Annotated in this window: 26 protein-coding genes and 1 riboswitch; of the genes, 13 read left to right on the plus strand and 13 right to left on the minus strand. The window is 71.4% G+C overall.

Annotated features, from left to right (window positions below):
• Nucleotides 1-2 precede the first annotated feature (2 nt).
• From DRB89_RS08405 to DRB89_RS08415, 3 genes are all read right to left on the minus strand, one after another.
• Nucleotides 3-839, minus strand: a complete 837-nt coding sequence (locus DRB89_RS08405; RefSeq protein ID WP_239516758.1) for a carbohydrate ABC transporter permease — start codon at nt 837-839, stop codon at nt 3-5.
• Nucleotides 840-895: 56 nt separating this feature from the next.
• Nucleotides 896-1,918, minus strand: a complete 1,023-nt coding sequence (locus tag DRB89_RS08410) for a sugar ABC transporter permease (RefSeq protein ID WP_112447799.1) — start codon at nt 1,916-1,918, stop codon at nt 896-898.
• 175 nt (nt 1,919-2,093) lie between these two features.
• Nucleotides 2,094-3,374: an extracellular solute-binding protein gene (locus tag DRB89_RS08415; protein WP_112447798.1), complete on the minus strand. Its 1,281-nt coding sequence runs from the start codon at nt 3,372-3,374 to the stop codon at nt 2,094-2,096.
• A 295-nt stretch (nt 3,375-3,669) separates the two neighbouring features.
• Between DRB89_RS08415 and DRB89_RS08420 the strand changes: the two genes are divergently transcribed.
• The 6 genes from DRB89_RS08420 to DRB89_RS08445 all read left to right on the plus strand — a co-directional run bounded on the left by DRB89_RS08420 (nt 3,670) and on the right by DRB89_RS08445 (nt 11,347).
• Nucleotides 3,670-4,434, plus strand: coding sequence for a GntR family transcriptional regulator (locus DRB89_RS08420; RefSeq protein ID WP_112447797.1), 765 nt, complete (start codon nt 3,670-3,672; stop codon nt 4,432-4,434).
• A gap of 223 nt (nt 4,435-4,657) precedes the next feature.
• The gene (locus DRB89_RS08425) at nt 4,658-6,820 is read left to right on the plus strand and encodes a carbon starvation CstA family protein (RefSeq protein WP_112447796.1); all 2,163 of its coding nucleotides are present in this window, start codon (nt 4,658-4,660) and stop codon (nt 6,818-6,820) included.
• Nucleotides 6,817-7,014: a YbdD/YjiX family protein gene (locus DRB89_RS08430; RefSeq protein ID WP_112447795.1), complete on the plus strand. Its 198-nt coding sequence runs from the start codon at nt 6,817-6,819 to the stop codon at nt 7,012-7,014. Before DRB89_RS08425 ends, DRB89_RS08430 begins: the two co-directional genes overlap by 4 nt.
• Nucleotides 7,015-7,105: 91 nt before the next feature.
• Nucleotides 7,106-7,603, plus strand: coding sequence for a GNAT family N-acetyltransferase (locus tag DRB89_RS08435; RefSeq protein ID WP_112447794.1), 498 nt, complete (start codon nt 7,106-7,108; stop codon nt 7,601-7,603).
• Nucleotides 7,604-7,659: 56 nt separating this feature from the next.
• A riboswitch (cobalamin riboswitch) is annotated at nt 7,660-7,772 on the plus strand.
• Between the two features lie 141 nt (nt 7,773-7,913).
• Complete coding sequence (locus DRB89_RS08440; RefSeq protein WP_112447793.1) at nt 7,914-10,319, plus strand: ribonucleoside-diphosphate reductase subunit alpha; 2,406 nt, start codon at nt 7,914-7,916, stop codon at nt 10,317-10,319.
• A 71-nt stretch (nt 10,320-10,390) separates the two neighbouring features.
• Complete coding sequence (locus DRB89_RS08445; RefSeq protein ID WP_112453284.1) at nt 10,391-11,347, plus strand: ribonucleotide-diphosphate reductase subunit beta; 957 nt, start codon at nt 10,391-10,393, stop codon at nt 11,345-11,347.
• Between the two features lie 20 nt (nt 11,348-11,367).
• On the opposite strand, the gene DRB89_RS08450 is transcribed toward DRB89_RS08445, so the two are convergent.
• Nucleotides 11,368-11,604 (minus strand): hypothetical protein, encoded by a 237-nt coding sequence (locus DRB89_RS08450; RefSeq protein ID WP_112447792.1) that lies wholly within the window; start codon nt 11,602-11,604, stop codon nt 11,368-11,370.
• 81 nt (nt 11,605-11,685) lie between these two features.
• On the opposite strand from DRB89_RS08450, the gene DRB89_RS08455 reads away from it, so the two are divergent.
• Nucleotides 11,686-12,666 carry a helix-turn-helix domain-containing protein gene (locus DRB89_RS08455; RefSeq protein ID WP_112447791.1) on the plus strand — a complete coding sequence of 327 codons (981 nt, stop codon included), beginning with the start codon at nt 11,686-11,688 and terminating at the stop codon, nt 12,664-12,666.
• 8 nt (nt 12,667-12,674) lie between these two features.
• On the opposite strand, the gene def is transcribed toward DRB89_RS08455, so the two are convergent.
• The 8 genes from def to DRB89_RS08495 form a co-directional block, all read right to left on the minus strand.
• On the minus strand, nt 12,675-13,319 hold the full coding sequence (def, locus tag DRB89_RS08460; protein ID WP_112447790.1) for a peptide deformylase: 645 nt from the start codon (nt 13,317-13,319) through the stop codon (nt 12,675-12,677).
• A 106-nt stretch (nt 13,320-13,425) separates the two neighbouring features.
• A complete protein-coding gene (locus tag DRB89_RS08465) occupies nt 13,426-14,445 on the minus strand; it encodes a hypothetical protein (RefSeq protein WP_112447789.1) in 1,020 nt (339 codons plus the stop codon).
• Nucleotides 14,446-14,586: 141 nt separating this feature from the next.
• On the minus strand, nt 14,587-15,813 hold the full coding sequence (locus DRB89_RS08470; RefSeq protein ID WP_239516057.1) for an HD domain-containing protein: 1,227 nt from the start codon (nt 15,811-15,813) through the stop codon (nt 14,587-14,589).
• A 20-nt stretch (nt 15,814-15,833) separates the two neighbouring features.
• A complete protein-coding gene (locus DRB89_RS08475) occupies nt 15,834-17,450 on the minus strand; it encodes an HD-GYP domain-containing protein (RefSeq protein ID WP_112447787.1) in 1,617 nt (538 codons plus the stop codon).
• 229 nt (nt 17,451-17,679) lie between these two features.
• A complete protein-coding gene (gene rsrA / locus DRB89_RS08480; protein WP_112447786.1) occupies nt 17,680-18,009 on the minus strand; it encodes a mycothiol system anti-sigma-R factor in 330 nt (109 codons plus the stop codon).
• Entirely contained in the window at nt 18,006-18,650 is a 645-nt protein-coding gene (locus DRB89_RS08485; protein ID WP_008741505.1) for a sigma-70 family RNA polymerase sigma factor, read from the minus strand. Before DRB89_RS08485 ends, rsrA begins: the two co-directional genes overlap by 4 nt.
• Before the next feature lie 279 nt (nt 18,651-18,929).
• Nucleotides 18,930-19,589, minus strand: coding sequence for an alpha/beta family hydrolase (locus tag DRB89_RS08490; RefSeq protein WP_112447784.1), 660 nt, complete (start codon nt 19,587-19,589; stop codon nt 18,930-18,932).
• Between the two features lie 27 nt (nt 19,590-19,616).
• Complete coding sequence (locus tag DRB89_RS08495) at nt 19,617-20,432, minus strand: SOS response-associated peptidase (RefSeq protein WP_112447783.1); 816 nt, start codon at nt 20,430-20,432, stop codon at nt 19,617-19,619.
• 53 nt (nt 20,433-20,485) lie between these two features.
• On the opposite strand from DRB89_RS08495, the gene DRB89_RS08500 reads away from it, so the two are divergent.
• The 4 genes from DRB89_RS08500 (at nt 20,486) to DRB89_RS08515 (ending at nt 24,115) form a co-directional block, all read left to right on the plus strand.
• Complete coding sequence (locus DRB89_RS08500) at nt 20,486-21,199, plus strand: M50 family metallopeptidase (RefSeq protein WP_112447782.1); 714 nt, start codon at nt 20,486-20,488, stop codon at nt 21,197-21,199.
• A 100-nt stretch (nt 21,200-21,299) separates the two neighbouring features.
• Entirely contained in the window at nt 21,300-22,652 is a 1,353-nt protein-coding gene (gene aroA, locus DRB89_RS08505) for a 3-phosphoshikimate 1-carboxyvinyltransferase (RefSeq protein ID WP_112453283.1), read from the plus strand.
• A gap of 8 nt (nt 22,653-22,660) precedes the next feature.
• Nucleotides 22,661-23,671 carry a ribosome small subunit-dependent GTPase A gene (gene rsgA / locus DRB89_RS08510; protein WP_112447781.1) on the plus strand — a complete coding sequence of 337 codons (1,011 nt, stop codon included), beginning with the start codon at nt 22,661-22,663 and terminating at the stop codon, nt 23,669-23,671.
• A 120-nt stretch (nt 23,672-23,791) separates the two neighbouring features.
• Nucleotides 23,792-24,115, plus strand: a complete 324-nt coding sequence (locus DRB89_RS08515; protein WP_112447780.1) for a multidrug efflux SMR transporter — start codon at nt 23,792-23,794, stop codon at nt 24,113-24,115.
• Here the strand turns inward: DRB89_RS08515 and DRB89_RS08520 are convergent.
• Nucleotides 24,081-24,680 (minus strand): TetR/AcrR family transcriptional regulator, encoded by a 600-nt coding sequence (locus DRB89_RS08520; protein ID WP_239516058.1) that lies wholly within the window; start codon nt 24,678-24,680, stop codon nt 24,081-24,083. The two genes, DRB89_RS08515 and DRB89_RS08520, sit on opposite strands and share 35 nt — an antisense overlap.
• Before the next feature lie 107 nt (nt 24,681-24,787).
• On the opposite strand from DRB89_RS08520, the gene hisN reads away from it, so the two are divergent.
• On the plus strand, nt 24,788-25,600 hold the full coding sequence (gene hisN, locus DRB89_RS08525) for a histidinol-phosphatase (protein ID WP_112447779.1): 813 nt from the start codon (nt 24,788-24,790) through the stop codon (nt 25,598-25,600).
• 174 nt (nt 25,601-25,774) lie between these two features.
• On the plus strand, nt 25,775-26,176 hold the full coding sequence (locus tag DRB89_RS08530; protein ID WP_112447778.1) for a CBS domain-containing protein: 402 nt from the start codon (nt 25,775-25,777) through the stop codon (nt 26,174-26,176).
• The last annotated feature ends 4 nt before the right edge of the window (nt 26,177-26,180 follow it).

Here is a 26,180-nt window from a genome sequence, read left to right on the forward strand (position 1 = left end):
CGTTATCCCTTCACGGCGCCGGCGGTCATGCCGCCGACGGCCTTGCGCTGGAGGAAGATGAAGATCAGCAGGACCGGGACCGCGAAGAGCGAGGACGCGGCCATGGTGGCGCCCCAGTCGTTGCCGAACGCCGTCTGGAACTGGGTGAGCCACAGCGGCAGGGTCTGCGCGGTCTTGTCCTTGTTCAGGATCAGGACCATCGCGAACTCGTTCCAGGCCGTGATGAAGCCGAAGAGCGAGGTGGACATCAGGCCGGGGGCCAGCAGCGGGAAGATCACCTTGCGGAAGGCCTGGCCGCGCGTGCAGCCGTCGATCTGGGCGGCTTCCTCCAGGGTCACCGGGACGGCGGCGATGAAGCCGCGCAGGGTCCAGATGGTGAAGGGGAGGACCATCACGAAGTAGATCGCGGTGAGCAGCGGGAGGCTGTTCAGCATCTCGGAGTCACGGGCGATCATGTACATCGCGATGACCATGACCTCCCAGGGCGCCATCTGGGCCATCATCACCGCGAGGACCAGGCCCTTGCGGCCCTTGAACTTCATGCGGGCGATGGCGAAGCTCGCGGCGAGGGCCACGACCAGGGCCAGGGTGACGGCTCCGACGGTGACGATGAAGCTGTTCGTGACGTAGGTCCAGAACAGGTCGACGCCGGTGGCCTTGGTGAAGTTCTCCGCCGTCGGGGTGAAGACGAAGACGGGGTCCTTGGAGAGGATCTCGCTGGACGGCTTGAGGGCCGAGGAGAACATCCAGTAGACGGGGAAGACGAAGAGGACGGCCAGGAGCAGGGCGCCGACGTTCTTGGCGACGGCCGCGGGGCGGATCGGCCGGCGGTTGCGCAGCTGCTGGGGCTTCGCGGACGGCGCGGACGGCGCGGGCTTCGGGGCGGTGGTGGTGCTCACTGCTCCTCCTCCTGCTTCAGGATCAGACGGAAGTAGAAGGACATGACGATCACGAGCATCACGATCGTCAGGACGGAGATCGCCGCGGCCAGGCCGTAGTGGCCCTGGCTCTGGCCCTCTACGTACGCGTAGATCGTGAGGGTCTCGGAGCCGCGGTCGGGGCCGCCCTTGTTCATCGCGTAGATCTGGGTGAAGGCCTTGAAGACCCAGATGACCTCGAGGAACGTGGTGACCAGGAAGAACGACTTGAGGTTCGGGAAGACGACCTTCCAGAAGGTCTGCCAGCCGTTGGCGCCGTCCATGCGCGCGGCCTCGTACAGCTCGCCGCTGACCGTGGTCAGGCCGGCGTACATGTTGAGGGCGACGAAGGGGATCGAGCCCCAGGCCACCAGCACGGTGATGATCACCATGGTGGAGAGGCCGGTCTCGAACCAGTTGTGCTGGTCGTAGCCGGCGAAGCCGAGCGTGCGCATGATCCAGTTCATGACGCCGTACTGCTCGTCGAACAGCCACTGGAAGACGGTCACGGAGGCGACGATCGGCATGGCCCAGGCCATCACCAGCGCCATCGACAGGACCAGGCGCATCCACTTCCCGAGCCGGTTCAGCAGGAGCCCGATGAGGCTGCCGATCACCATGATCAGGAGGACGTTGCCGGCGGTGAAGAGGAAGCTGCGGACCACCACGGTCCAGAACTGGGAGTCGCCCAGCAGCTGGGTGTAGTTCTCCACGCCGTTGAACGGCGCCTTCCGCTGGATGAACTCGATCTTGTCGACCTTCTGGAACGACAGGATGATGTTCTTGACCAGCGGGTACAGCAGCAGGGTCGCCATGCTGAGCACGGCGGGCCCGATCAGGAGGTACGGCAACCACCCTGAGGGGAGCGACTTTCTGCCCCCGCGAGGAGACTGGGACGCTGCCTTGGCTCCGGTGGGCGGCGGCGTCTTGGCCGGCCCCGCGGACTCGTGTGGTGCGTCCTGTGGAGCGGAGGTCGCCGCTCCCTGGGAGTGCACGGTCATGTCTGGGCTTCCTCGCGGTTGACTGTGGCGACTCGCACCCGCTTCCCCGCTCGGAGCAGGCGGCGCTTACGTCTGTCAATGCGCGACCGGGGGCGCGGCGGGCGCTCTGGGCGCCCACCGCACCCCCCGGTGCGTTCAGTACTGGTACTGCGGGTCCTTCGGGTGCTTCGGGGTGCTACTTGTTGATGCGGCTCGCGATTTCCTTGTCCGCGTCCGCGCCCGCCTTGGCGGCGTCGTCACCCTTCAGGACCTTCGTCATGAACTCCTTGATGGGGTTCGGCTCGGTCTCGACGTTCGCCCAGCCCGGGGTCACCGGGGTGATGTTGCCGTTGGCGCCGGCCTTGGCCATCGCCTCGGCGAAGGAGCCCGGGGCCGGGGCGAAGTTCGCGCCGACCTGGTTCGGGAGCAGCGCGCCCTTGGTCTCGGCGGCGTACTTGGTCATCTGGTCCTTGCCTGCGGCGAGGGCCAGCCACTCCTTGGCGAGGTCCTTGTTCTTGGAGCGCTCGGCGATCGCCAGGTTCGAGCCACCGAGGAAGACGGTGCCCGGCTTGTCGGCGGTCTTGCCCGGGATCGGGAAGTAACCGAAGTCGGCTTCCTTGCCCGCGTCCTTCAGCGCCTTCTCGGCACCGCCGGCCTCCCAGCCGAGACCGATCCAGGAGGCGACGCCACCCTTGGGAACGACGTCGGTGGACTGCTGCGGGTTCGCCTCGTCCTTGTCCTTCGGGGCGGTGGAGAAGGACTGGAGCTTCTTGTAGAACTCCATCGCGGAAGCGGCCTGGGGGGTGGCGAGGCCACCCTTCCACTTGTCGCCGTCCTTGACGGCGAGGTTGCCGCCCTCGTCCCAGATCAGACCGGCGAGGACGTACCAGCTCTGGCCGGGCAGGTAGATCGGCTGCGAGGCCGGGTCCGCCGCCTTCAGCTTCTCCAGACCGGCGACCCACTCGTCGCGGGTCTTCGGCGCGGTGACGCCGGCCTTCTCGAAGGCCTTCTTGTCGTAGATGACGACGCGGTTGGCCGCGTACCAGGGAGCGGAGTAGAGCTTGCCGTCGATCTCGGCCGAGGCCAGACCGCTCTTGGCCCAGGCGTCCGCACCGAGCTTGGCCTTGTCCTTGGTCAGGTCGGCGAGGCCGCCCGTGACCGCGTAACCGGCGGTCTGGGTGTTGCCCAGCTCCAGGACGTCCGGGGGGGTGTTCTCGGAGAGGGCCGTGGTGACCTTCTCCTGGATGCCCTTCCACGGCTGGACCTCTACCTTGACCGTGACACCGGGGTGCTTGGCCGAGAACTCCGCGTTGACCGCGTCGATCCAGGTCTTCGGTGCGGAGCCGTCCATCACCCAGACGGTGATCTCCTTGGCGCCACCCGCGTCGGCCTTCGGCTTGTCGTCGCCGTTGCCGCACGCCGCGACTCCGACCATCATGCCCGCGACACTGACCGCCGCGATGAGCTTGCGCTTCACGCCACCCTCCTCAGGGATGCTGCCTGCAACTTCCCTCGCCCGCCGCGGTGACTCAAAAGCGTCAAGTACTGCCCGTGGGGCCGGGATCTGATCCATATTGGTGTAGACCAGTAGCTGGAGCTTGGCCTAGACCTTTGGGGGTGTCAAGGGTCTAATGAGCGGGTGCTCGGTCCGTTATCGGACCGACACCTGGGGGAGGGAGGAGGCCTGTCCTCCCGCCCGTGTCACGATGTGACCGCACATATCGGAGGAGCCGGTGACGGCAACGAAACTGGAGTCGGGAAGGCGGGCGGCGATGGCCACCGAAGGGGCGACCACGGAGCCGGACGGCGGGCCAGCCACCCGCACGGCGCGCGTGCCCAAGTACTACCGACTCAAGCGGCACTTGCTCGACATGACCGAGACACTGCCGCCCGGCACGCCGGTACCGCCCGAGCGCACGCTCGCGGCCGAATTCGACACCTCCCGCACCACGGTGCGACAGGCGCTCCAAGAGCTCGTCGTCGAGGGCCGGCTGGAACGGATCCAGGGCAAGGGCACTTTCGTGGCCAAGCCCAAGGTCTCCCAGCCGCTCCAACTCTCCTCGTACACCGAGGACATGAGGGCCCAGGGCCTGGAGCCGACGTCCCAGCTCCTGGACATCGGCTACGTGACGGCCGACGACACCCTCGCCGGCCTGCTCAAGATCGCCACCGGCGGCCGGGTCCTGCGCATCGAGCGGCTGCGCCTGGCGAGCGGCGAGCCGATGGCCATCGAGACCACCCACCTCTCGGCGAAGCGCTTCCCGGCGCTGCGCCGTTCGCTGGTCAAGTACACCTCCCTCTACACCGCCCTCGCCGAGGTGTACGACGTACGGCTCGCCGAGGCCGAGGAGACCATCGAGACCTCGCTGGCCACCCCGCGGGAGGCCGGCCTGCTCGGCACCGACGTCGGCCTGCCGATGCTGATGCTTTCGCGCCACTCGCTGGACGCCGACGGGGAGCCCGTCGAATGGGTGCGCTCCGTCTACCGCGGCGATCGTTACAAGTTCGTCGCCCGACTCCAGCGCCCCGCCCTCTGATCCGTAGTTGACTCTCGTTCCGCTATGCGGACGGGGGCTTACGTCCAGCGGTCGGGCCCCCGTAGATTCCCTGCGCTTACGCAGATGATCGACGAGGGGACCAGAGATCATGCCGGAACCGGAAGCATCGGAAACGGAACGGAACGCGGCGAGTCCGGGCACCATGCCGGGCTCGCCTTCTCCATCAGGGGGCCCTGCGGGCGCGCAGGGCGGGCTCGGGGGCATGTCCCCCAAGTCAGTGGCCCTGTGGGTGCTCGTGGGGCTCGTGGGGGCCATCGGCTGGGGCGTGCTCGCGCTCTCGCGCGGCGAGGAGATCTCGGCCGCCTGGCTGCTCGCCGCCGCACTGGGCTCGTACGCGATCGGCTACCGCTTCTACGCGCGCTTCATCGCGACCCGCGTGCTGCGGGTGGACAAGACCCGCGCCACCCCCGCCGAACGCCTTGACAACGGTGTCGACTTCCACCCGACCGACCGACGGGTGCTTTTCGGCCACCACTTCGCCGCCGTCGCCGGCGCCGGGCCGCTCGTGGGCCCCGTACTCGCCTCGCAGATGGGCTACCTGCCCGGCACCATCTGGATCATCACGGGCGTGATCTTCGCGGGCGCCGTCCAGGACATGGTCACGCTCTTCTTCTCCACCCGGCGCAACGGCCGTTCGCTCGGCCAGATGGCCCGGGACGAGATCGGCCCGGTCGGCGGCGCCGCCGCGCTGATCGCCGTCTTCATCATCATGATCATCCTGCTGGCCGTGCTGGCCCTGGTCATCGTCAACGCGCTGGCGCACTCGCCGTGGGGCGTCTTCTCCATCGGCATGACCATCCCGATCGCCCTCTTCATGGGCTTCTACCTGCGCGTCCTGCGCCCGGGCCGGGTCACCGAGGTCTCCGCCGTCGGCGTGGCGCTGCTGCTGCTCGCCATCGTCGCGGGCGGCTGGGTCGCGGAGTCCTCCCTGGCGGGCACCTTCACCCTGGAGAAGGAGACGCTGGTCATCTGGATGGTCGTCTACGGCTTCGTGGCGTCCGTGCTGCCGGTGTGGATGCTGCTCGCCCCGCGCGACTACCTCTCCACCTTCATGAAGGTGGGCACCATCGGGCTGCTCGCCGTGGGCGTGGTCATCGCCATGCCGACGCTGAAGATGCCCGCGGTCACCGAGTTCGCCTCGCGCGGTGACGGACCGGTCTTCGCCGGCTCCATGTTCCCGTTCGTCTTCATCACCATCGCCTGCGGAGCGCTGTCCGGCTTCCACTCGCTGGTCTCCTCGGGCACGACCCCGAAGATGATCCAGAAGGAGACGCAGGTCAAGGTCATCGGCTACGGCGCGATGCTGACCGAGTCCTTCGTCGCCGTCATGGCGATCATCGCGGCCTGCATCATCGAGCCGGGCCTGTACTTCGCGATCAACTCGCCCGCCGGCGTGGTCGGCGCCACCGTCGAGACCGCCTCCCAGGCGGTCACGAACTTCGGGTTCTCCATCTCCCCGGAGGCGCTCACCCAGGCCGCCAAGGACGTGGAGGAGACCAGCCTGCTGTCCCGTACGGGCGGCGCCCCGACCTTCGCACTCGGGATGTCGGAGATCTTCTCCTCCGTGATCGGCGGCGCCTCGATGAAGGCGTTCTGGTACCACTTCGCGATCATGTTCGAGGCCCTGTTCATCCTGACCACGGTCGACGCGGGCACCCGCGTGGGCCGCTTCATGCTGCAGGACACCCTCGGCAACGTGCACAAGTCCTTCAAGGACGTCAGCTGGAAGCCGGGCGTCTGGTTCGCCAGCGCGGTCGTGGTCGGCGGCTGGGGCTACTTCCTGTGGGTCGGCGTCAAGGACCCGCTGGGCGGCATCAACCAGCTCTTCCCGCTGTTCGGCATCGCGAACCAGCTGCTCGCCGCGGTCGCCCTGGCCGTCTGCACCACCCTGCTGATCAAGTCGGGCCGGCTCAAGTGGGCCTGGGTGACGGGCATCCCGCTGGCCTGGGACGTGGCCGTCACGCTCACCGCCAGCTACCAGAAGATCTTCTCCGACAACCCGAAGATCGGCTTCTTCGCACAGCGGGACGTCTACCAGGACGGCATCGACGCGGGCAAGGTCCTCAAGCCCGCCAAGAACATGGACGAGATGCACACCGTGGTCACCAACGCCACGGTGGACGGCGTCCTGTCGGTGCTCTTCGCCGTGCTGATCATCATCGTGCTGCTGGACGCCGCCCGCACCTGCTTCCGCGCCATCCGCAAGCCGGAGTCGGTGACACTGGCCGAGGTCCCGTGGAGCGAGTCCAAGATCATCGCCCCCGCCGGGCTGATCGCCACCGCCGAAGAGCGGGCGGAGCTCGCCGCAGCCGGCCTCGACTCGGGCGGGGGCCGCGTCGAGGAGACCGTACGGGAACCCGCGTGAGCGGGCTGCGCCGCGTGCTGGGCCGGGCCCGGTTCTTCGTACGGGAGTTCTCGGGCGAAGCCGCGTACGACCGCTACGTCGCGCACGCCCGTACGCACGACCCGGACGCGCGGGTCCAGAGCCGCCGGGCCTTCGAGCGCGCCCGCACCGACGCCCGCGAGGCCGACCCGCGCCAAGGGTTCCGCTGCTGCTGAACCCGCGGGGCCGAAAGGGCCGCCGCGTCCGCGCCGTTCACGGTGCGAAACGCGGCGGCCCTTTCGCGCGCCCTGTCGCACACTCGGTGCCATGGACATCCTCATCAGGGCGGCAGCGGCCGCCGAATACGAAGAGCTGGGCGAGCTCACCGCGCGGGCCTACCTCGATGACGGACTGCTGACCTTCTCCGAGGACGACCCCTACCTGAGCCGGCTGCGCGACGTCGCCGGCCGGGCCCCCGACGGCGAGGTGCTCGTCGCCGAACACGACGGCGCGCTGCTCGGCTGCGTGACCTTCGCCCCGCCCGGCAGCCCGCTGTGCGACATCGCCGGCCCCGGCGAGGCGGAGTTCCGGATGCTGGCCGTCTCCCCCGCCGCGCGCGGGCGCGGCGCCGGCGAGGCGCTCGTACGGGCCTGCATGACCCGCGCCCGGGGCCTGGAGGGCGTGGACCACCTGGTGCTCTCGACCACGGAGAAAATGCTGGGAGCCCACCGGATCTACCACCGTCTCGGCTTCGTCCGGACGCCGGAACGGGACTGGTACCCGGTCCCCGGACTCCCCCTGCTCACCTACCGCATCGAGCTGTGACGGTGCGCCGACTTCGGTGAACGACACAACATGTGGGGGCTACCGCATACGGTCGCCCCCACATGTATGCTCATGGCTGCTGTCGCCGCAGGGAAATCCGGTGTGAATCCGGAACTGTCCCGCAACGGTATGAAAAGTCCGAGGACCTGCCGACAGCGCGCCCGGGTCGACCGAACCGGGTGCCGATACGTCCGGGCCTCGAGGTTGGGCCGGTGGACGCCGTGCGGTGTACGCGTTCCTGCCACGCCCGCATGCGCTCCCCCGTGCCCGCCCGCCGAAGATCCGGGCCGAGCGAGGGAGAGCTCCCGCCGTGACCATCGCGCCTTCCGCACCGCGCGCCGAGTCCATTTCTGGCGACAACACCGAGGGCCCGGGGGCCACGCTGCTGCGTACCCTCACCGAACTGACGGCGGACCTCCCCGACACCGACCCCGGCCGGGTCGCCGCCGCCGCGCTGCGCGGCCGCAGCGCGGCCGCCGACGACGCGGAGCTGCGCACGCTCGCCACCGAGGCGTCCGCCGGCCTGATCTCCGAGGACCCGGCGTACTCCCGCCTCGCCGCCCGCCTGCTGACGCTGGCCGTCCGCGACGAGGCCGCCGGCCAGGGCGCCACCTCCTTCTCCGAGTCCGTCGAGGTCGGCCACCGCGAGGGGCTCATCGCGGACCGCACCGCCGACTTCGTGCGCCTGCACGCGAACCGGCTCGACGCGCTGGTCGAGCACGCGCTCGCCGAGGGCGCCGACGACCGCTTCGGCTTCTTCGGCCTGCGCACCCTGCACAGCCGCTACCTGCTGCGCCACCCGATCACCCGCCAGGTCGTCGAGACCCCGCAGTACTTCATGCTGCGCGTGGCCTGCGGCCTCGCGGAGGCTGGTCCCAACGGTGAGATCGGCGGCGTCCAGGCCGTCGAGGAAGTGGCCTCGCTCTACCGGCTGATGAGCCGCCTCGACTACCTGCCGTCCTCCCCCACGCTCTTCAACTCCGGCACCCGCCACCCGCAGATGTCCTCCTGCTACCTGCTGGACTCCCCGCTGGACGAGCTGGACTCGATCTACGACCGCTACCACCAGGTCGCGCGCCTGTCCAAGCACGCCGGCGGCATCGGACTGTCGTACTCCCGCATCCGCGCCCGCGGTTCCCTGATCCGCGGCACGAACGGCCACTCCAACGGCATCGTGCCGTTCCTGAAGACCCTCGACGCCTCCGTCGCCGCCGTGAACCAGGGCGGGCGCCGCAAGGGGGCCGCAGCCGTGTACCTGGAGACCTGGCACGCGGACATCGAGGAGTTCCTGGAGCTGCGCGACAACACCGGTGAGGACCAGCGCCGCACGCACAACCTGAACCTGGCCCACTGGGTGCCGGACGAGTTCATGCGCCGCGTGAACGCCGACTCCGACTGGTCGCTGTTCTCCCCGGCCGACGTCCCCGACCTGGTGGACCTGTGGGGCGACGAGTTCGACGCCGCCTACCGCAAGGCCGAGGCCGAGGGCCTGGCCCGCAAGACCATGCCCGCGCGCGACCTGTACGGCCGGATGATGCGCACCCTCGCGCAGACCGGCCAGGGCTGGATGACCTTCAAGGACGCCTCCAACCGCACGGCGAACCAGACCGCCGAGCCGGGCACCGTCGTCCACTCCTCGAACCTCTGCACCGAGATCATCGAGGTCACCAACGACGGCGAGACGGCCGTCTGCAACCTCGGCTCGGTCAACCTCGGCGCCTTCGTGGTGAACGGGGAGATCGACTGGGAGCGGCTGGACGAGACCGTCCGCACCGCCGTGACCTTCCTCGACCGCGTCGTGGACATCAACTTCTACCCGACCGAGCAGGCCGGCCGGTCCAACGGCCGCTGGCGTCCGGTGGGCCTGGGCGCGATGGGTCTGCAGGACGTCTTCTTCCAGCTGAAGCTGCCCTTCGACTCCCCCGAGGCGAAGGCCCTTTCGACGAAGCTCTCCGAGCGCATCATGCTCGCGGCGTACGAGGCCTCGTGCGACCTGGCCGAGCGCAGCGGCCCGCTCCCCGCGTGGGAGCAGACCCGCACCGCGCGCGGCGTCCTGCACCCCGACCACTACGACGTCGAGCTGAACTGGCCGGAGCGCTGGGTCGCGCTGCGCGCCCGCGTCGCGAAGAGCGGCATGCGCAACTCGCTGCTCCTGGCGATCGCCCCGACGGCGACCATCGCCTCCATCGCGGGCGTGTACGAGTGCATCGAGCCGCAGGTCTCCAACCTCTTCAAGCGCGAGACCCTGAGCGGTGAGTTCCTCCAGGTCAACGGCTACCTGGTGCAGGAGCTCAAGCGGCTCGGCGTGTGGGACGCCCAGACCCGCGAGGCGCTGCGCGAGGCCAGCGGCTCGGTCCAGGGCTTCGGCTGGATCCCGGCGGAGGTGCGCGAGCTGTACCGCACGGCGTGGGAGATCCCGCAGCGCGGCCTGATCGACATGGCGGCGGCCCGTACGCCGTTCCTCGACCAGTCGCAGTCGCTGAACCTGTTCCTGGAGACGCCGACCATCGGGAAGCTGTCCTCGATGTACGCGTACGCCTGGAAGCAGGGTCTGAAGACCACGTACTACCTGCGTTCGCGCCCGGCGACGAAGATCGCCCGCGCCGCCTCCGGCAGCGTGGTCCCCGCGGCCGCCGCCCCCCTCCCGCAGGCCGTCGACGCCGACGCGCTGGCCTGCTCCCTTGAGAACCCCGAGTCCTGCGAGGCCTGCCAGTGAGCTCCAACGACACCAAGACCGCGTCCGTCAAGAACCTGCTGGACCCGGGCTTCGAGCTGACGCTGCGCCCCATGCGGTACCCGGACTTCTACGAGCGCTACCGCGACGCGATCAAGAACACCTGGACCGTCGAGGAGGTCGACCTCCACTCGGACGTCGCCGACCTCGCGAAGCTGACGCCCTCCGAGCAGCACATGATCGGCCGTCTGGTCGCGTTCTTCGCGACGGGCGACTCGATCGTCTCGAACAACCTGGTGCTGACGCTCTACAAGCACATCAACTCCCCGGAGGCGCGCCTGTACCTGTCGCGCCAGCTCTTCGAGGAGGCCGTGCACGTCCAGTTCTACCTGACGCTGCTCGACACCTACCTGCCCGACCCGGACGACCGCGCGGCCGCGTTCGACGCGGTCGAGGAGATCCCCTCGATCCGCGAGAAGGCCCAGTTCTGCTTCCGCTGGATGGATTCGGTCGAGAAGATCGACCGGCTGGAGACGGCCGCCGACCGGCGCCGCTTCCTGCTGAACCTGATCTGCTTCGCGGCGTGCATCGAGGGCCTGTTCTTCTACGGCGCCTTCGCGTACGTGTACTGGTTCCGCTCCCGCGGCCTGCTGCACGGCCTGGCGACGGGCACCAACTGGGTGTTCCGCGACGAGAGCGCCCACATGAGCTTCGCCTTCGAGGTCATCGACACGGTCCGCAAGGAGGAGCCCGAGCTCTTCGACGACGCCCTCCAGCAGCAGGTCGTCGACATGCTGAAGGAGGCCGTCGAGGCGGAGCTGCAGTTCGGCCACGACCTGTGCGGTGACGGCCTGCCGGGCATGAACACCGAGTCCATGCGCGAGTACCTGGAGTGCGTCGCGGACCAGCGCCTGGTCCGCCTCGGCTTCGCGCCGGTCTACGGCTCGCAGAACCCGTTCTCGTTCATGGAGCTGCAGGGCGTCCAGGAGCTGACGAACTTCTTCGAGCGCCGCCCGTCGGCCTACCAGGTCGCGGTCGAGGGCTCGGTCGACCTGGACGAGGACTTCTAAGCCTGGACCGAGGCCTGGACCTAGGCCCGGGGAGAGCCGATCGGCTTTCCCGACAGCGTCCCCGCCCACGGGGCGACCGGCTTGGCCGGTCGGATCCCCGGGCGGGGGCGCTTCGTCGTTCCCGGCGTCCGCGCGCCCCGCCGGGCCGCGCGGATCTGGCGGTCGAGGCGGCGCTCGCGCAGGGCCCCGTAGAGCGCGGGCCCCAGGAGGAGGGCGGCCACGGCGAGGACGAGGAGGTAATCGAGGAACGTGTTCATGACTCCACTTTCGCCGGGTCGCCAGAAACCGGACAGTGGCAGGACTGTCACAAGAGAGCGAATTACTGCCACACTGGGGTCATGGTGAAGACTTCCTCGCTGAACAACGTCGCCGTGGCCGTCGTGAACGGCGTCGCCCCCTTCGAGATGGGCATCTTCTGCGAGGTATTCGGGATCGACCGCAGCGCGATGGGGCTGCCGACCTACGAGTTCGCCGTCTGCGCGATGGAGGACAACCCGCTCACCGTCGGCGACGGCCACTACCGCCTCACCCTCCCCCACGGACCCGAGCGGCTGGAGGAGGCGGACCTGATCTGCCTGCCCGCCGACCGCGACGCCCCCACCCGCGACTATCCGGAGCCCCTCCTGGAGTCCCTGCGGCGGGCCGTGGACCGGGGGGCGCGCGTGCTGAGCGTGTGCAGCGGCGCCTTCCTGCTGGGCGCGGCCGGCCTGCTCGACGACCGGCGCTGCACCACGCACTGGATGCACGCCCCGGCCCTGGCCCGCCGCTTCCCGCGGGCCGTGGTCGACCCGGACGTGCTGTACGTGGACGAGGGCCAGGTGATCACCTCGGCCGGCACCGCCTCCGGGATCGACGCCTGCCTGCACGTCGTACGCCAGGAGCAGGGCGCGGAGGTGGCCAACACCATCGCGCGCCGGATGGTCGTCCCGCCGCACCGCGACGGCGGGCAGGCGCAGTACATCCAGCGCCCGCTGCCCCGCACCGCCTGCGACACCGTGGGCGAGGTGATCGGCTGGATGGCCCGCCACCTGGAGGAGGAGATCACCGTGGAGCAGCTCGCGGAGCGCGCCCACATGTCCGCGCGGACCTTCGCCCGCCGCTTCCTCCAGGAGACCGGCACGACCCCGTACCAGTGGGTGCTGCGCCAGCGGGTCCTGCTGGCGCAGGAGCTCCTGGAGGCCACGGACGAGACGGTCGACGCGATCGCCGGCCGCTGCGGCTTCGGCACCGCGGCCGCCCTGCGCCACCACTTCCTGCGCGCCCTGGACACCACCCCGAACGCCTTCCGCCGTGCCTTCCGCGGCCCGGCGGCGGCCTGAGGGGTCGGCTACGCGTTCGGGACCGTCTCGTAGCGCGGGGTGCCCTCTTCCATCTGGCGCAGCGCGTCCTTGCGGTCCCGCTTGGAGAGCCGGTCGATGTACAGGTACCCGTACAGGTGGTCGGTCTCGTGCTGGAGGCAGCGCGCGAAGTAGCCGGTGCCGCGCACCTTGATCGGGTTGCCCTGCGCGTCCTGCCCGGTGACCTCGGCGTAGTCCGTGCGGGCCAGCGAGGCGTAGGCGGTCGGGACCGACAGGCAGCCCTCGTTCGAGTCGTCCAGGACGCGCGCGGCGGCCGGCAGCTCGACGAGCTTCGGGTTGACCACGACGCCGGTGTGGCGGTTGCCGTCGTCGTCCGGGCAGTCGTAGACGAAGACCTTGGCGTCCACGCCGATCTGGTTCGCGGCCAGGCCCACGCCCTCCGCGGCCTTCTGGCTGGCGAACATGTCGTCGATCAGCCGCGCCAGCTCGTCGCCGAACTCGGTGACGTCCTTGCACTCCCGGTGCAGGACCGGGTTGCCGACCACCGTGATGGGGCGGGCCGTGCCGCGCTCGCGGTGGGCGAGCTCGCGCGCCTCACAGTCCTCGGTGTCCACGACGTACCCGTCGTTCTCTTCACCGACGACACCGACCACGTCGTTCTCCTGCTGCGCCATGTCCGCCGTACGCCTTCCGTAAGTCCCGGTCCGCCCAATAAAAAACATGAGCACCGCGCCACTGATCGGCGCGTCCTGATGTGCCGGTACAGCCTACGGCCCCCGCTCAGCAGACTTCTTCGAGATCCCGCCACTCGCGGCTGTCCGGGCTGTCCGCGACCCATCCGTCGAGCAGCCCGCGCACGAGCCCGGCCGGCGCCGCGATCCCGCACTCCCGCTCGGGCACCCACAGGGATCCGGAGCCCGCCGTACGGTGCCCCAGCGGGCCGGGGTGCCCCGGTTCGCTGTGGTCGTGCGGGTCCAGGTGCTCGCCGTCCCCCTCGCCGCTCGGCATCGCGCTCTCCGAGCAGGTCCGGCACAGCAGCCGCACCGACGAGGACCAGTCCTCGGCGGCGAAGCCGGCGTCGGAGGCCAGCTGCTCCAGGGCATTGCGGTCGGCCTCGGTGGCCGCCTCCAGCAGCACCACCCAGGTCGGCACCGGGGAGGGGGCCCACAGCTCGATCTCGTCGAAGACGGGGTAGGAGGGGCCGGCCGCAGTGACGCGCTCGCCGTGCGGGACCCCGTCGTGCAGCACGACCTCGCCCCAGCGCCGCCCCGAGGAGGGCAGCGGGATCGACAGGACCTCCATGCGGGCCGGGTCCAGCCGGCGGCCCCAGACCACCTCGGCCTCGCCCTCGGGCGACAGGCGCACGGCCGCGCTGCCCAGCTCCATGCCGACCGGTTCGCCGTGGGCGGGCCCCCCGGGGCGGGTGCCCGCTCCCGCTCCGTGCGGGTCCCCGGGCACCTTCAGCCCGTACGCCTGCCAGGCTCGGCGGGCCAGTGGCCAGTCCTGCAGGGCGGTCGCGGCGATGCCGACGTTCCACCAGTCCGGGGCGCCGGTCTCCCGGTCGAGCAGGGCCACGGCGCGCAGTCCGGCGGCCCGCGCCTGCTCCCAGTCGTGGCGGAACTTGTGGAGCAGCGCCAGGTTGAACCAGGACTCGGAGAGCCAGGGCTCCAGGTCCGCGGCTCTGGTCAGGAGCGCGCCCGCGTCCTCGTACCGACCGTCGCCGATCAGCGTGAACGCGCGGTCGGTGGCCTGCCGCCACGAGGCGGAGGGCCTGTGCCGTACCTTCCCGAAGATCCTCACGATTCCCGCCTGCCGGTCCGACGATGCAACGGTGCAGCCTTGCGGACTCTTCCGGACACTCTTCCTGGTGACATTCTTGCCCGGGACACTCTTACTGGCATCCAACCATGCCCACTCGGGCGGCCGCTCATTACCCATGGGTTACCCAGGCGGGACGGGTACGACTCTGGCACGTCCCCCGCGGGCGAGCACCCTGGCCAGACACTCGACCACTTCTGGCTGGTAGTCGTGCCCGGTGCCCAGCCGGAGCCGCTCCAGGGCCTCCAGTGAGCCGCCCGGGTGACGGGCCCCGCCCACGAGGTCGTCGTACGCGTTGACCGCGCGCACGATGCGGGCGGCGACGGGCTGGTCCCGGTACGGGTCCGCCTGGAGCTCCACCACCACCGCGACCTCGGCCGGGACTCCCGTCTGGCGGGCCACCTCCCCGCCGAGCGCGGCGATCCGGCGGGCTTCGGCGGCGGGCAGCTCGGCGGTGGCCCCGGCCGGGACCGGGTCGACGAGGGAGAGCTGCCCGATGTCGTGCATGAGGGCGGCGTACTCCAGCACCGTGAGCTCCCGCTCCGAGAGCCCCAGCTCGCGGCCCACCGCGCAGCTGAGGGCGGCGACGCGGCGGGAGTGGCCGGGCCGGGTGTAGCCGGCGATCTCGGTGGCGCGGGCCAGCGAGGTGATGGTCTGGCGGTAGGTGGTGCGGATGGCGGTGATCCGGTGGAAGGACATCTGGGTCAGCAGCAGCGGCACGCTGAAGACGGGCACCGCCCACAGGCCGGCGACGGCGACCCCCAGCGCCATGACCACGCCCGTGGCACAGATCGCGGAGCCGATGCCGAGCTGGGCGCGCATCTCGTCGCGCAGCAGCGGGGCGAAGGGCCAGCCGGTGCGGGCCCAGCCGAGGACGGCGGCGAGGAGGGCGTCGCACAGGGCCGTCAGTCCGAGCAGGAAGAGCACGAGGTACGGGCCCTGGCCGACCCAGTCCTCCAGCCGGCCGGAGTTGTAGAGCGGCTGGAAGCAGACGGCGGCGAAGGTGACGGTGAGGACCCGGCGGGCCAGGTGGTCGAGGGCGGGGCCGCGGCCGCGGGCGATGTGCGGGACGATCCCGACGAGGGCGGCCGCGACGACGACGGCGACGATCTGCAGGACCCCGTGGTGGGTGGACTGCCCGGCGTTCTGCCCGAGCAGGGCGTACGCGAGCGCTCCGGCGGAGCCGAGCGGCGCGGGCCGGCGGCGGGCGGCGTCGCCGCGGTCCCGGCGGGCGAGCTCGCCGATGGTGATCAGGGTGCCGAAGGCCAGCGCGATGCCCGGCTCGGCGAGCCCGGTCCACAGGGTGTGCCCGAGCGCGGCCGCCGTCAGCAGGCCGGCTACCCCGCGCACGCATCCGGCGGCCCATGTCCTCACGTGCCCGCCCCCGCCGCGCCGGCGCCGTCGGCGTCGCGGCCGGTCTGGGGCGCGGCGCCGCTCTCCGCGGGCCGGCCCGCCTGGGCGGGCAGTCCGGCGAGCACCGGGGCACCCTTGCCGTCCGGGGCGCTCCGGGCGTCCGGGGCGCTCCGGGCGTCCGGCCCGCTCCGGGCGTCCGGGGCCGCGTTGTCGGCCGGGGCCGCCTTGTCGGCCGGGGCCGCCTTGTCGGCCGGGGCCGCCTTGTCGGCCGGGGCCCCCGAGGGGATCACCTGGAGGTCCTCGTCGGAGGTCACCGTCGGGTGCCAGCCCTGCCGGCCGATGGCCTCGACCAGCGCCCGCACCATGTCCGGGTCGAACTGCGCCCCCGCGCACCGTTCGAGCTCGGCCAGCGCCACCGGGACCGGGCGGGCCCGGCTGTAGGACCGGGTCGAGGTCATCGCGTCGAAGGCGTCGGCCACCGCCACCACCCGGGCCAGCACCGGGATCTGCTCACCGGTCAGCCCGTACGGGTAGCCGGAGCCGTCCACCCGCTCGTGGTGGTGCAGGATCGCGGCCCGGGCCTCGCCCAGGAAGCCGATGCCGCGCACCATCTCGTGCCCGTACTCGGGGTGCAGTTCGATGATCCGGCGTTCCTCCGGGGTCAGCGGTCCGTCCTTGCGCAGCAGTCGGGTCGGCACGCCCAGCTTGCCCACGTCGTGCAGGATCCCGGCGATGCGGACGACTTCGAGGCGGTCCTCGGCCATGCCCAGCTCGCGGGCGATCATCGCGGAGGCCTGGCCGACGCGCTCGCTGTGGCCGCGCGTGTAGCGGTCCTTGATGTCGACGGCCTGGACCAGTGCCCGGATGGTGGCCTGGTGGGCGGCGCGCTCGCGGTGGTACTGGGCGAAGACCCAGCAGGAGATGTACATCGGCAGCAGGACGAGGAGTGCGGCCGGCAGTCCGTACGGGCTGCGCCACATCACGGCCATCATCAGCCCGGCGAGGCCGTGCACGCAGTGCGGGGCGAGGGACCGGGTCAGCAGACCGTGCCAGGCCGTGGCGGCGGGCCGGCGTTCGGCGGTGGCCAGGACGCCGCCGTCGAGGGCGGTGAGCACCAGGCAGAAGGCGACGGCGGCGGCCGCCGCGGGGAGCATCGCGTAGGGGAAGTCGGCGACCCAGGCCGCGGGACCGGGGGCGCCCGGACCCGGCGGCCCGGCACCGCCGGAGGAGCCCGCGCCCAGCGCCGTCGGACCGCCCAGCAGCCCGTAGAGCCGGCCGGCGGTCCAGGCGGCTATCGCCTGCTGCGCCGCGTGCCAGACGCGCCGCACCCGGGCGGGCCGCTGCACCACCGTCCCGGCGAAGGCGCCGGGCAGCGCGACGAGGGCGGCCGCGGCGGGCGGCAGCAGGAACACGGCGGCCAGCACCACGGGGAAGAAGGAGCCGAGCCCCTCGGGCACCCGGCGGCCCATGAGCGGGCAGACCTTGACGAGTTCACAGCCGAGGTAGAGCACGGCGAGCAGGCCCGCGGAGGGCCACGGGGTGGCGGGATCGACGAGGGCCGGGGCGATGCAGGCGCAGGCGGCGAGGACGGCGCACAGGATGTAGGCGCGCGCCGCCGACGGAAGTACCCGCATGGCGCTCTCCTCCCCCTGAGCCGTGCAAGCCAGGTACCGAATCAAACCAGTACCGAATGGGGAGAATAAGTGGGGCCGGGAGCGAGCTGGGCCACATTTTCGCATTGCACCATGCGGACGCCCCCGGATTACCACCTTCGAGTGAAGGAAGTGCCCTTCCGGGGGCGGCTGTTCGAGATGGTTCAATCAGCGACTACTTGATCGGCCCCATCGGCGTACGCGGCCGAATTCAGCCCTTCGCTGATCCCGGCAGCGGTTCGGCGACCACCGGCGAGGCGGTGACGTCGTGGTCCGGAACGGCCTGACCCGAACGGATCAGTTCGATCCGTCCCATCACCTTCGAGCGCAGGTCGGTCGGTACGTCGTCCGATCCGCAGCAGCGCTTGACCAGCTTCTTCACGGCCTGTTCCAGGCCGTACTTCTCAAGACAGGGATTGCACTCGCCGAAGTGCGCCTCGAACTTCGTGCAGTCGCTGTCGGGCATCTCCTGGTCCAGGAACTCGTATAGGTGGTCCAGGACCTCGGAGCACTCCGTCTCGTGCGCATCTCCGCAGCTCATGAGCCCGAGCCTTTCAGGTCGTTCGACTCTCCCGCGCCGGCGGGGACGAGCCCGCGCTCACGGGCATAGTCCTCCAGCATTCCGCGGAGTTGACGGCGGCCACGGTGCAGTCGCGACATGACCGTACCGATGGGTGTACCCATGATGTCCGCGATCTCCTTGTACGCAAAGCCCTCTACGTCGGCAAGATAGACCGCGATGCGGAACTCTTCCGGAATGGCCTGCAGGGCTTCCTTCACATCCGAATCGGGCAGGTGGTCGAGCGCCTGCGACTCGGCGGAACGCAGCCCGGTCGACATGTGCGACTCGGCGCGCGCCAGCTGCCAGTCCTCGATCTCCTCCGCCGCGCTGCGCTGGGGCTCGCGCTGCTTCTTGCGGTAGGAGTTGATGAAGGTGTTGGTCAGAATGCGGTACAGCCACGCCTTGAGGTTGGTGCCCTCGCGGAACTGGTGGAACGACGCGTACGCCTTCGCGTACGTCTCCTGGACCAGGTCCTCGGCGTCGGCCGGATTGCGCGTCATGCGCAGGGCGGCCGAGTACATCTGGTCGAGGTAGCCGAGGGCGTCCCTCTCGAAGCGCGCGTTGCGCTCCGGGGTCGTCTCCTCCGCGTGGCCTTCGTCGGTCCCGGCGACAGGACCCACCTCCTCCGACTGCGTGGCGGCTCCGAAAGCGGACCCGCTCGAATCGGAGAATAGTCGACCATCCCGGTCGGCCGCCGCCCGAAGCGTCCCGCGCCCCGGTGCGGGCAGCACTGTCCAGTCCAGGTCAGCGGCCTGCGGACGGTTCTGGCTGATGACCTGCGTCATGCGCTCGCTCTCCTCACGACGTGCTCCCGTATGTACCGACATCCGGGACAACAGAAGGGCGGGGCACGGCATTCCCCGGCGGCGGCGGGTTCGGGGCCGAACGGGCGTCCGGGCTCACACGGGAAGCCGGCCGAGCCACCCGGCCACCGCCCCGGTGATCACCTCCAGGGCCTCGTCCTGGGTCAGGTCCGCCTTCTTCGGCACGGCGAAGCCGTGGTCGCCGAAGGCCACCTCCACCAGCTCGTACGGGGCTTCGCGCCCGGCCGCCGCCGGAAACTCGCCGGGCCGCCCGAAGGGGTCGCGGCCGCCCTGCACGACGAGCGTCGGCAGCCCGGCGCCCAGCAGCTCCTCGGCCCGGGACTTCTCGGGCCGGCCCGGAGGGTGCAGCGGGAAGGCCAGGGCCAGCACCCCGGCCGCGCCCAGCCCGGCTGCGGTCCGGCAGGCCACCCGGGCCCCGGCGCTGCGCCCGCCCGCGACGACGGGCGCTCCCGGCGCCGCGAGCGCGGGCCACAGGGCGCGCCAGCCCTCGTCGAGCACCTTGGGCGCGGCGGCGACCTTCTTGCCCGCGACCCGCCACGGCTGTTCGACCAGCGCCACGGTGACCCCGTGGGCGGGCAGGGCGGCGGCCAGGGCCACGAGGTCCCGGGCCTCGATCCCGCCGCCGGCGCCGTGGCCGAGGGCGAGCACGAGGCGCGCCCCGCGGCCCCGGGCCGGGTGCCAGGTGATGCGGGCCTCGCCCGCCGGGGTGTCGACGCTCTCGGTACGCGTGGTCATCCCCCGATCATGCCGGTCCGGGGGCGGTCAGAAGAGCGTGCTCTCCTCCGGCGCGGCCAGTTCTTCGAGCATCTCGGGCCCGTTGTTGCGCACGTTGCTCACGGCCGTGGACACCGGGTGGGCGCGCAGCAGCCCGCCCGGCGGCGGGGCGAGCAGTCCCTGGAGCTCGTCGGGGTCGGTCCGCGCCGGGTCCAGCCAGGCGTCCCAGCGGTCCGGGGTGAGCATCAGCGGCATCCGGGGGTGGATCTCGGAGAGCGAGCGCGGGCCGTCGGCCGGGGCGGCGCCCAGCGGTCCGGTCTCGGCCTCCAGGGTGATCACCGAGCAGGTGGCCCACCAGGCGAGCGGGTGCTCGTCGGGCAGGGTCCGGTCGCGCCAGAACTCGTAGATCCCGGCCATGGCGAAGACGGAGCCGTCGCAGGGGCGGACGAAGTAGGGCTGCTTGCGGGCCCGCTTCTTCTTCCCCTCCACCTCCAGCTGCCGCTCGTCGTGGGCGGTGACCCACTCGTAGTAGCCGTCGGCCGGGATGATGCAGCGGCGCTGCGCGAAGGGGCGGCGGAAGGACGGCTTCTCGGCGATGGTCTCGGACCGGGCGTTGATCATCCGGGCGGCGCCGTCGGGATTCTGCGCCCAGGACGGGACGAGTCCCCATCTCAGGACCCTGAGCTGGCGAACCGGACGCGGGCTCGGAGCGTCCTTCAGTGGACGGTCGAGGATGACGTGGACCTCTTTCGTCGGAGCCACGTTCCAGTCGGGGTCCAGGGTCTCCTCGGACTCCCACCGCTCCACGCCGAAGACCTCCACCAGATCCTCGGGCTTGCGACTCGCCGCATACCTTCCGCACATGGCTGCCACACTGCCATGGCACCCGACCACCACCGCAAGGAGTCCGCCACCTCATGGACACGAGCACCACGGCCGGCCTGTGGGACCGGCTCACCGGCATACAGGCGACTCCCGACCTGTGGCTGGTGATCGCGACGGGCCTGGCCGCGCTGGCCGCCGTGGGCCCGCGCCCGCTGTGGCGGCTGTCGCGCAACGCGATCACCATCGCGCACGAGGGCGGGCACGGGCTGCTGGCGCTGCTGACGGGCCGCAGCCTGGACGGGATCCGGCTGCACTCGGACACCAGCGGGGTCACCGTCAGCCGGGGCAAGCCGACCGGCCTCGGGATGATCCTCACCGCCGCCGCCGGGTACACGGCGCCCTCGCTGCTCGGCCTCGGCGGGGCGGCCCTGCTCTCCGCGCACCGGATCACGCTGCTGCTGTGGGTGGCGACCGCCCTGCTGCTGGCGGTGCTGGTGATGATCCGCAACGCCTACGGGCTGCTGACGGTGGTCCTGACGGGCGCCACCTTCGTCCTGGTCTCCTGGCTGGCCACGGCCGACGTCCAGGCGGTCTTCGCCTACGCCGTGGTGTGGTTCCTGCTGCTGGGCGGGGTCCGGCCGGTCTTCGAGCTGGGGGCGAAGCGCCGGCACGGCGGAGCGCCCGACTCGGACGCGGACCAGCTGGGGCGGCTCACCCATGTGCACCCGGTCGTGTGGCTGCTGCTCTTCCACGTCGTCGCGCTGTGCTCGCTCGTCGGCGGCGGCCGCTGGCTGCTCGCCCTCTAGCCTAGGCCGTCTCTTTCGGATCTTGCCGGGCCCGTCCGCCCGCCGAGACGCCCACCGCGATCAAGATCTGCGGCGCCGGGAAGCCATTAAAGTGGTGGCCATGACCGCGACCCCCGCTCTTCCCGCTCTCTGGCCCGCACCGCTCGCCGAATCCGCCGTCCAGGCCACGGTCACCGTGCCCGGGTCGAAGTCGGTCACCAACCGCGCCCTCGTGCTCGCGGCGCTCGCCTCCGAGCCGGGCTGGGTGCGCCGCCCGCTGCGCTCGCGCGACTCCCAGCTGATGTCCGACGCGCTGCGCGCGCTCGGCGTCGGCATCGAGGAGACCGTCTCCTCCAGCTCCGCCGGGGCGGGCGAGAGCGGCGAGGCCTGGCGGATCATCCCGGCCGCGCTGCACGGCCCGGCCACCGTCGACGTCGGCAACGCCGGCACGGTCATGCGCTTCCTGCCGCCCGTCGCCACCCTCGCCTCCGGCGACATCCGCTTCGACGGCGACCCGCGCTCCTACGAGCGCCCCCTCGGCCAGGTCATCACGGCGCTGCGCACCCTCGGCGCCCGCATCGACGACGACGGCCGCGGCGCGCTGCCGCTGACCGTCCAGGGCGGCGGGGCGCTGGAGGGCGGCACCGTCGAGATCGACGCGACCAACTCCTCGCAGTTCGTCTCCGCGCTGCTGCTCTCCGCCCCGCGCTTCAACCAGGGCGTCGAGGTCCGGCACGTGGGCACCAACCTGCCGTCGATGCCGCACATCCGGATGACGGTGGAGATGCTGCGCGCGGCGGGCGCCCAGGTCGACACCCCGGAGGCGGGCGGCGAGAAGAACGTCTGGCGGGTCGCCCCCGGCGCCCTGCTCGGCCGCGACCTGGTCGTGGAGCCGGACCTGTCCAACGCCCAGCCGTTCCTGGCGGCGGCCATGATCACGGGCGGCACGGTGACCATCCCGGACTGGCCTCGCCGCACCACCCAGCCCGGTGATGCGCTGCGCCGGATCTTCACGGAGATGGGCGGCTCCTGCGAGCTGACCGACGCGGGCCTGGTCTTCACCGGCACCGGCAAGATCCACGGCATCGACGTGGACCTGGGCGAGGTCGGCGAGCTCACCCCGGGCATCGCGGCGGTCGCGGCGCTGGCCGACTCGGAGTCCGTGCTGCGCGGCGTCCAGCACCTGCGGCTGCACGAGACGGACCGGCTGGCGGCGCTCACCAAGGAGATCAACGCCCTGGGCGGTGACGTCACGGAGACCGAGGACGGTCTGCGGATCCGGCCGCGCCCGCTGCACGGCGGCACCTTCCACACGTACGACGACCACCGGATGGCCACCGCCGGCGCGGTGATCGGCCTGGCCGTCGAGGGCGTGCTCGTCGAGAACGTGGCGACGACCGCGAAGACGCTGCCGGGCTTCCCGAAGATGTGGTCGGACATGCTCGGCCATCCGCCGCTGGGAACGGGAGCGTAGGGCCCGCCATGCGCAGGTACGGGAAGAACACCGACGAGGACGACATCCGCCAGCGGCCCAACCCCAAGGGCAACCGGCCGCGTACGACCATCCGTCCCAAGCACGAGGACGCGGCCGAGGGATTCGTCCTGACCGTGGACCGGGGCCGGCTCACCTGCCTGGTCGAGGACCGGGCGGTGCACGCCATGAAGGCCCGTGAGCTGGGCCGCAAGGCGGCCGTGGTCGGCGACCGGGTCTGGATCGTCGGTGACCTGTCCGGCAAGAAGGACACCCTCGCCCGCATCGTGCGGATCGAGGAGCGCAAGTCCGTCCTGCGGCGCACCGCCGACGACGACGACCCGTACGAGCGCGTCGTCGTCGCCAACGCCGACCAGCTGGCGATCGTGACGGCGCTGGCCGACCCGGAGCCGCGGCCCCGGATGATCGACCGCTGCCTGGTGGCCGCGTACGACGCCGGGCTGGAGCCGCTGCTGGTGCTCACCAAGTCCGATCTGACCTCCGCGGACAAGATCCTGGAGATCTACTCGACCTTCGGGCTGAAGTACGTGGTGACCAACCGCGAGGAGCTGGCGGCGGGCGACGCGGCCGACCGGGTGCGCGAGTTCCTCAACGGCCGGATCACCGCCTTCGTCGGCCACTCCGGCGTCGGCAAGACCACCCTGGTGAACTCGCTGGTCGCCGAGGGCCGCCAGCGCGCCACCGGCGTGGTCAACGCGGTGACCGGCCGCGGCCGGCACACCACCACCTCGGCGCTCGCGCTGCCGCTGCCGGGCGGCGACGGCTGGGTCATCGACACCCCGGGCGTGCGCTCCTTCGGCCTGCACCACGTGGACCCGTCCCGGGTGATCCTGGCCTTCCCGGAGCTGGTGCCGGGGACGGAGGGGTGCCCGCGCGCGTGCAGCCACGACGAGCCGGACTGCGCGCTCGACAAGTGGGTGGAGGACGGCCACGCGGATCCCGCACGGCTGTACTCGCTGCGCCGGCTGCTCCAGACGCGGGAGCGGCGCGAGGGCGACTGATCGACGCCTTACGGCCCGGCGGGGTTTGCCGTACGGGGTGCCTGGTAAATGCATAATCGCACCAAGTGGTGCGACGGCTGATGCCGGGAGCGCACCACGTGACGCGGGGAGGCATGCGCCATGGCGTGGCTGTTGGTCGTGGTCGCCGGAATCCTGGAAACGGGCTTCGCGGTCTGCCTCAAGCTGTCGCACGGCTTCACCCGGCTGTGGCCGACCATCGCCTTCGCGTGCTTCGCGCTCGGCAGCTTCGGTCTGCTGACGCTGGCCCTGAAGAAGCTGGACGTGGGCCCGGCCTACGCGGTGTGGACGGGCATCGGGGCCGCCGGGACCGCCATCTACGGGATGGTCTTCCTCGGCGACCTGGTCTCCACGCTCAAACTCGTCTCGATCTCGCTGGTCATCCTCGGCGTCATCGGGCTGCAGCTGTCGGGTTCGTCGCACTGAGGCCCGACCCGTTCAGCAGCCGCAGCAGTTCGCCGGAGCCGGGTCCCGGCGGGCCGCCCGGGGCGATCAGGTAGGACACCGCGAGTCGTACGGCCAGCTCGCACCGGTGCGCCCCCTCTCCCGGGGCGAAGGCCGCGGCGGCCCGTTCGCGCACCGCGCGGACCAGTTCGGCGGGGCCCAGCGCGGGCAGTCCCGGCCGCAGACCCCGACCGGCCGGCACGGGTAAGTTCCCGTTCCAGCACCCCGTCAGCAGGGCCCGTACCAGGGGGCGCGCGCCGGCCGCGCTGACGGTCCATTCCGCGACGGCCAGCAGCCGCTCGGCGGGGCCGTCCGGGGAGCCGAGCACCCGGTCCACCCCGTCGAGGTACCAGGCGGCGTCGCGCCGGACCAGGGCGTGGCCCAGGCCCGCCTTGCCGGCGAACTCGTTGTAGAGGGTCTGGCGCGACACCCCGGCGGCGGCCGCCACGTCGACCATCCGCACCGCCGGCCAGGGGCGCGCCGCGAGGGCCGCTCCCGCCGCTTCCAGCAAGGACTCCCGGGCCGTCCGCACCGTCGCCTCCCCCATTGACGTCACCGTCAGAGTTGACGGACCGCCAGGTCCTGTCAAGGGTGCGCGGGCCGCACCGTGGACGCCGCACGCGCGCTCCCCGGCCCTCTCGGTAGGGTTCGGCCATGCCCGAGTATGACGATGACCTGCGCCTTGCCCTCGAACTCGCCGACGCGGCGGACGCCGCCACGATGGAGCGGTTCCGCGCCCTCGACCTGAAGGTCGAGACGAAGCCCGACATGACCCCGGTGAGCGAGGCCGACACCGCCACCGAGGAGATCGTCCGGGCCGGGATCGCCGCCGCGCGGCCCGCCGACGCGATCCTGGGCGAGGAGTACGGCCTCAAGGGCGACGGCCCGCGCCGCTGGGTCGTGGACCCGATCGACGGGACGAAGAACTACGTGCGCGGCGTGCCGGTCTGGGCCACGCTGATCTCCCTGATGGAGGCGGACCCCGAGGACCCGGCCGGGGTCTTCCGGCCCGTCGTCGGCGTGGTGTCCGCCCCGGCGCTGGGCCGCCGCTGGTGGGCGGCGCGCGGCCAGGGCGCGTACGCGGGCGGCGCGCTCGGCGAGACCACCGCGCTCGGGGTGTCCAAGGTCGCCGATCTGGCCGACGCCTCCTTCGCCTACTCCTCGCTGAGCGGCTGGGAGGAGCAGGGGCGGCTGCCCGGCTTCCTGGACCTGACCCGCGCGTGCTGGCGCACCCGGGGCTACGGCGACTTCTGGCCGTACATGATGGTCGCCGAGGGCTCGCTCGACCTGTGCGCCGAGCCGGAGCTGAACCTGTGGGACATGGCGGCCCTGGCGGTCGTGGTGGAGGAGGCCGGCGGCCGCTTCACCGACCTGGACGGGGCGGACGGCGTACACGGCGGGAACGCGGCGGCCTCGAACGGGCTGCTGCACGAGCGGATGCTGGACCTGCTGCGCCCGCGCACCTGACGGGCGCGCGAGGAGGTGCCCGGCGCGCCCCCTTGCACGCCTCCTTGTTGGCACTCCGTGTTCATGGGAATCTGGGACTCCTCCGCTTGTGCGCTTGTGAAGGACTTCTCTAAGTCCGGTCCTTCACGGCGCACCCCACCCGAGCGGAGGGACCCACAGGAGGTGGCTCTCTTCATGCTCGTCCGTGACGCCATGAGCACCGTGATCCTCACCCTCGGACCCACACACACCCTGCGTCAGGCGGCCTGCCTGATGTCCGGCCGGCGCGTCGGCGCGGCGGTCGTCCTCGATCCCGAGCACAGCGGGATCGGCATTCTGACCGAGCGCGACATCCTCAACTCGGTCGGGGCCGGACACGACCCCGACCACGAGTCCGTGGGCGCCCACACCACCAACAACGTGGTCTTCTGCACCCCGGACGCCACCGTGCAGGAAGCCGCCGAGGCGATGGCCCACGGCGGCTTCCGGCACCTGATCGTGCTGGAGGACGGCGGCCCCGTGGGCATCGTCTCCGTCCGCGACGTCATCCGCTGCTGGGCTCCGAGTCGACGGCGCACGGCCCAGCTGGCCGGCTGAACAG

Origin of the sequence: Streptomyces sp. ICC4, from assembly GCF_003287915.1 — a bacterium.
In the GTDB taxonomy this organism is placed as follows: domain Bacteria; phylum Actinomycetota; class Actinomycetes; order Streptomycetales; family Streptomycetaceae; genus Streptomyces; species Streptomyces tritrimontium.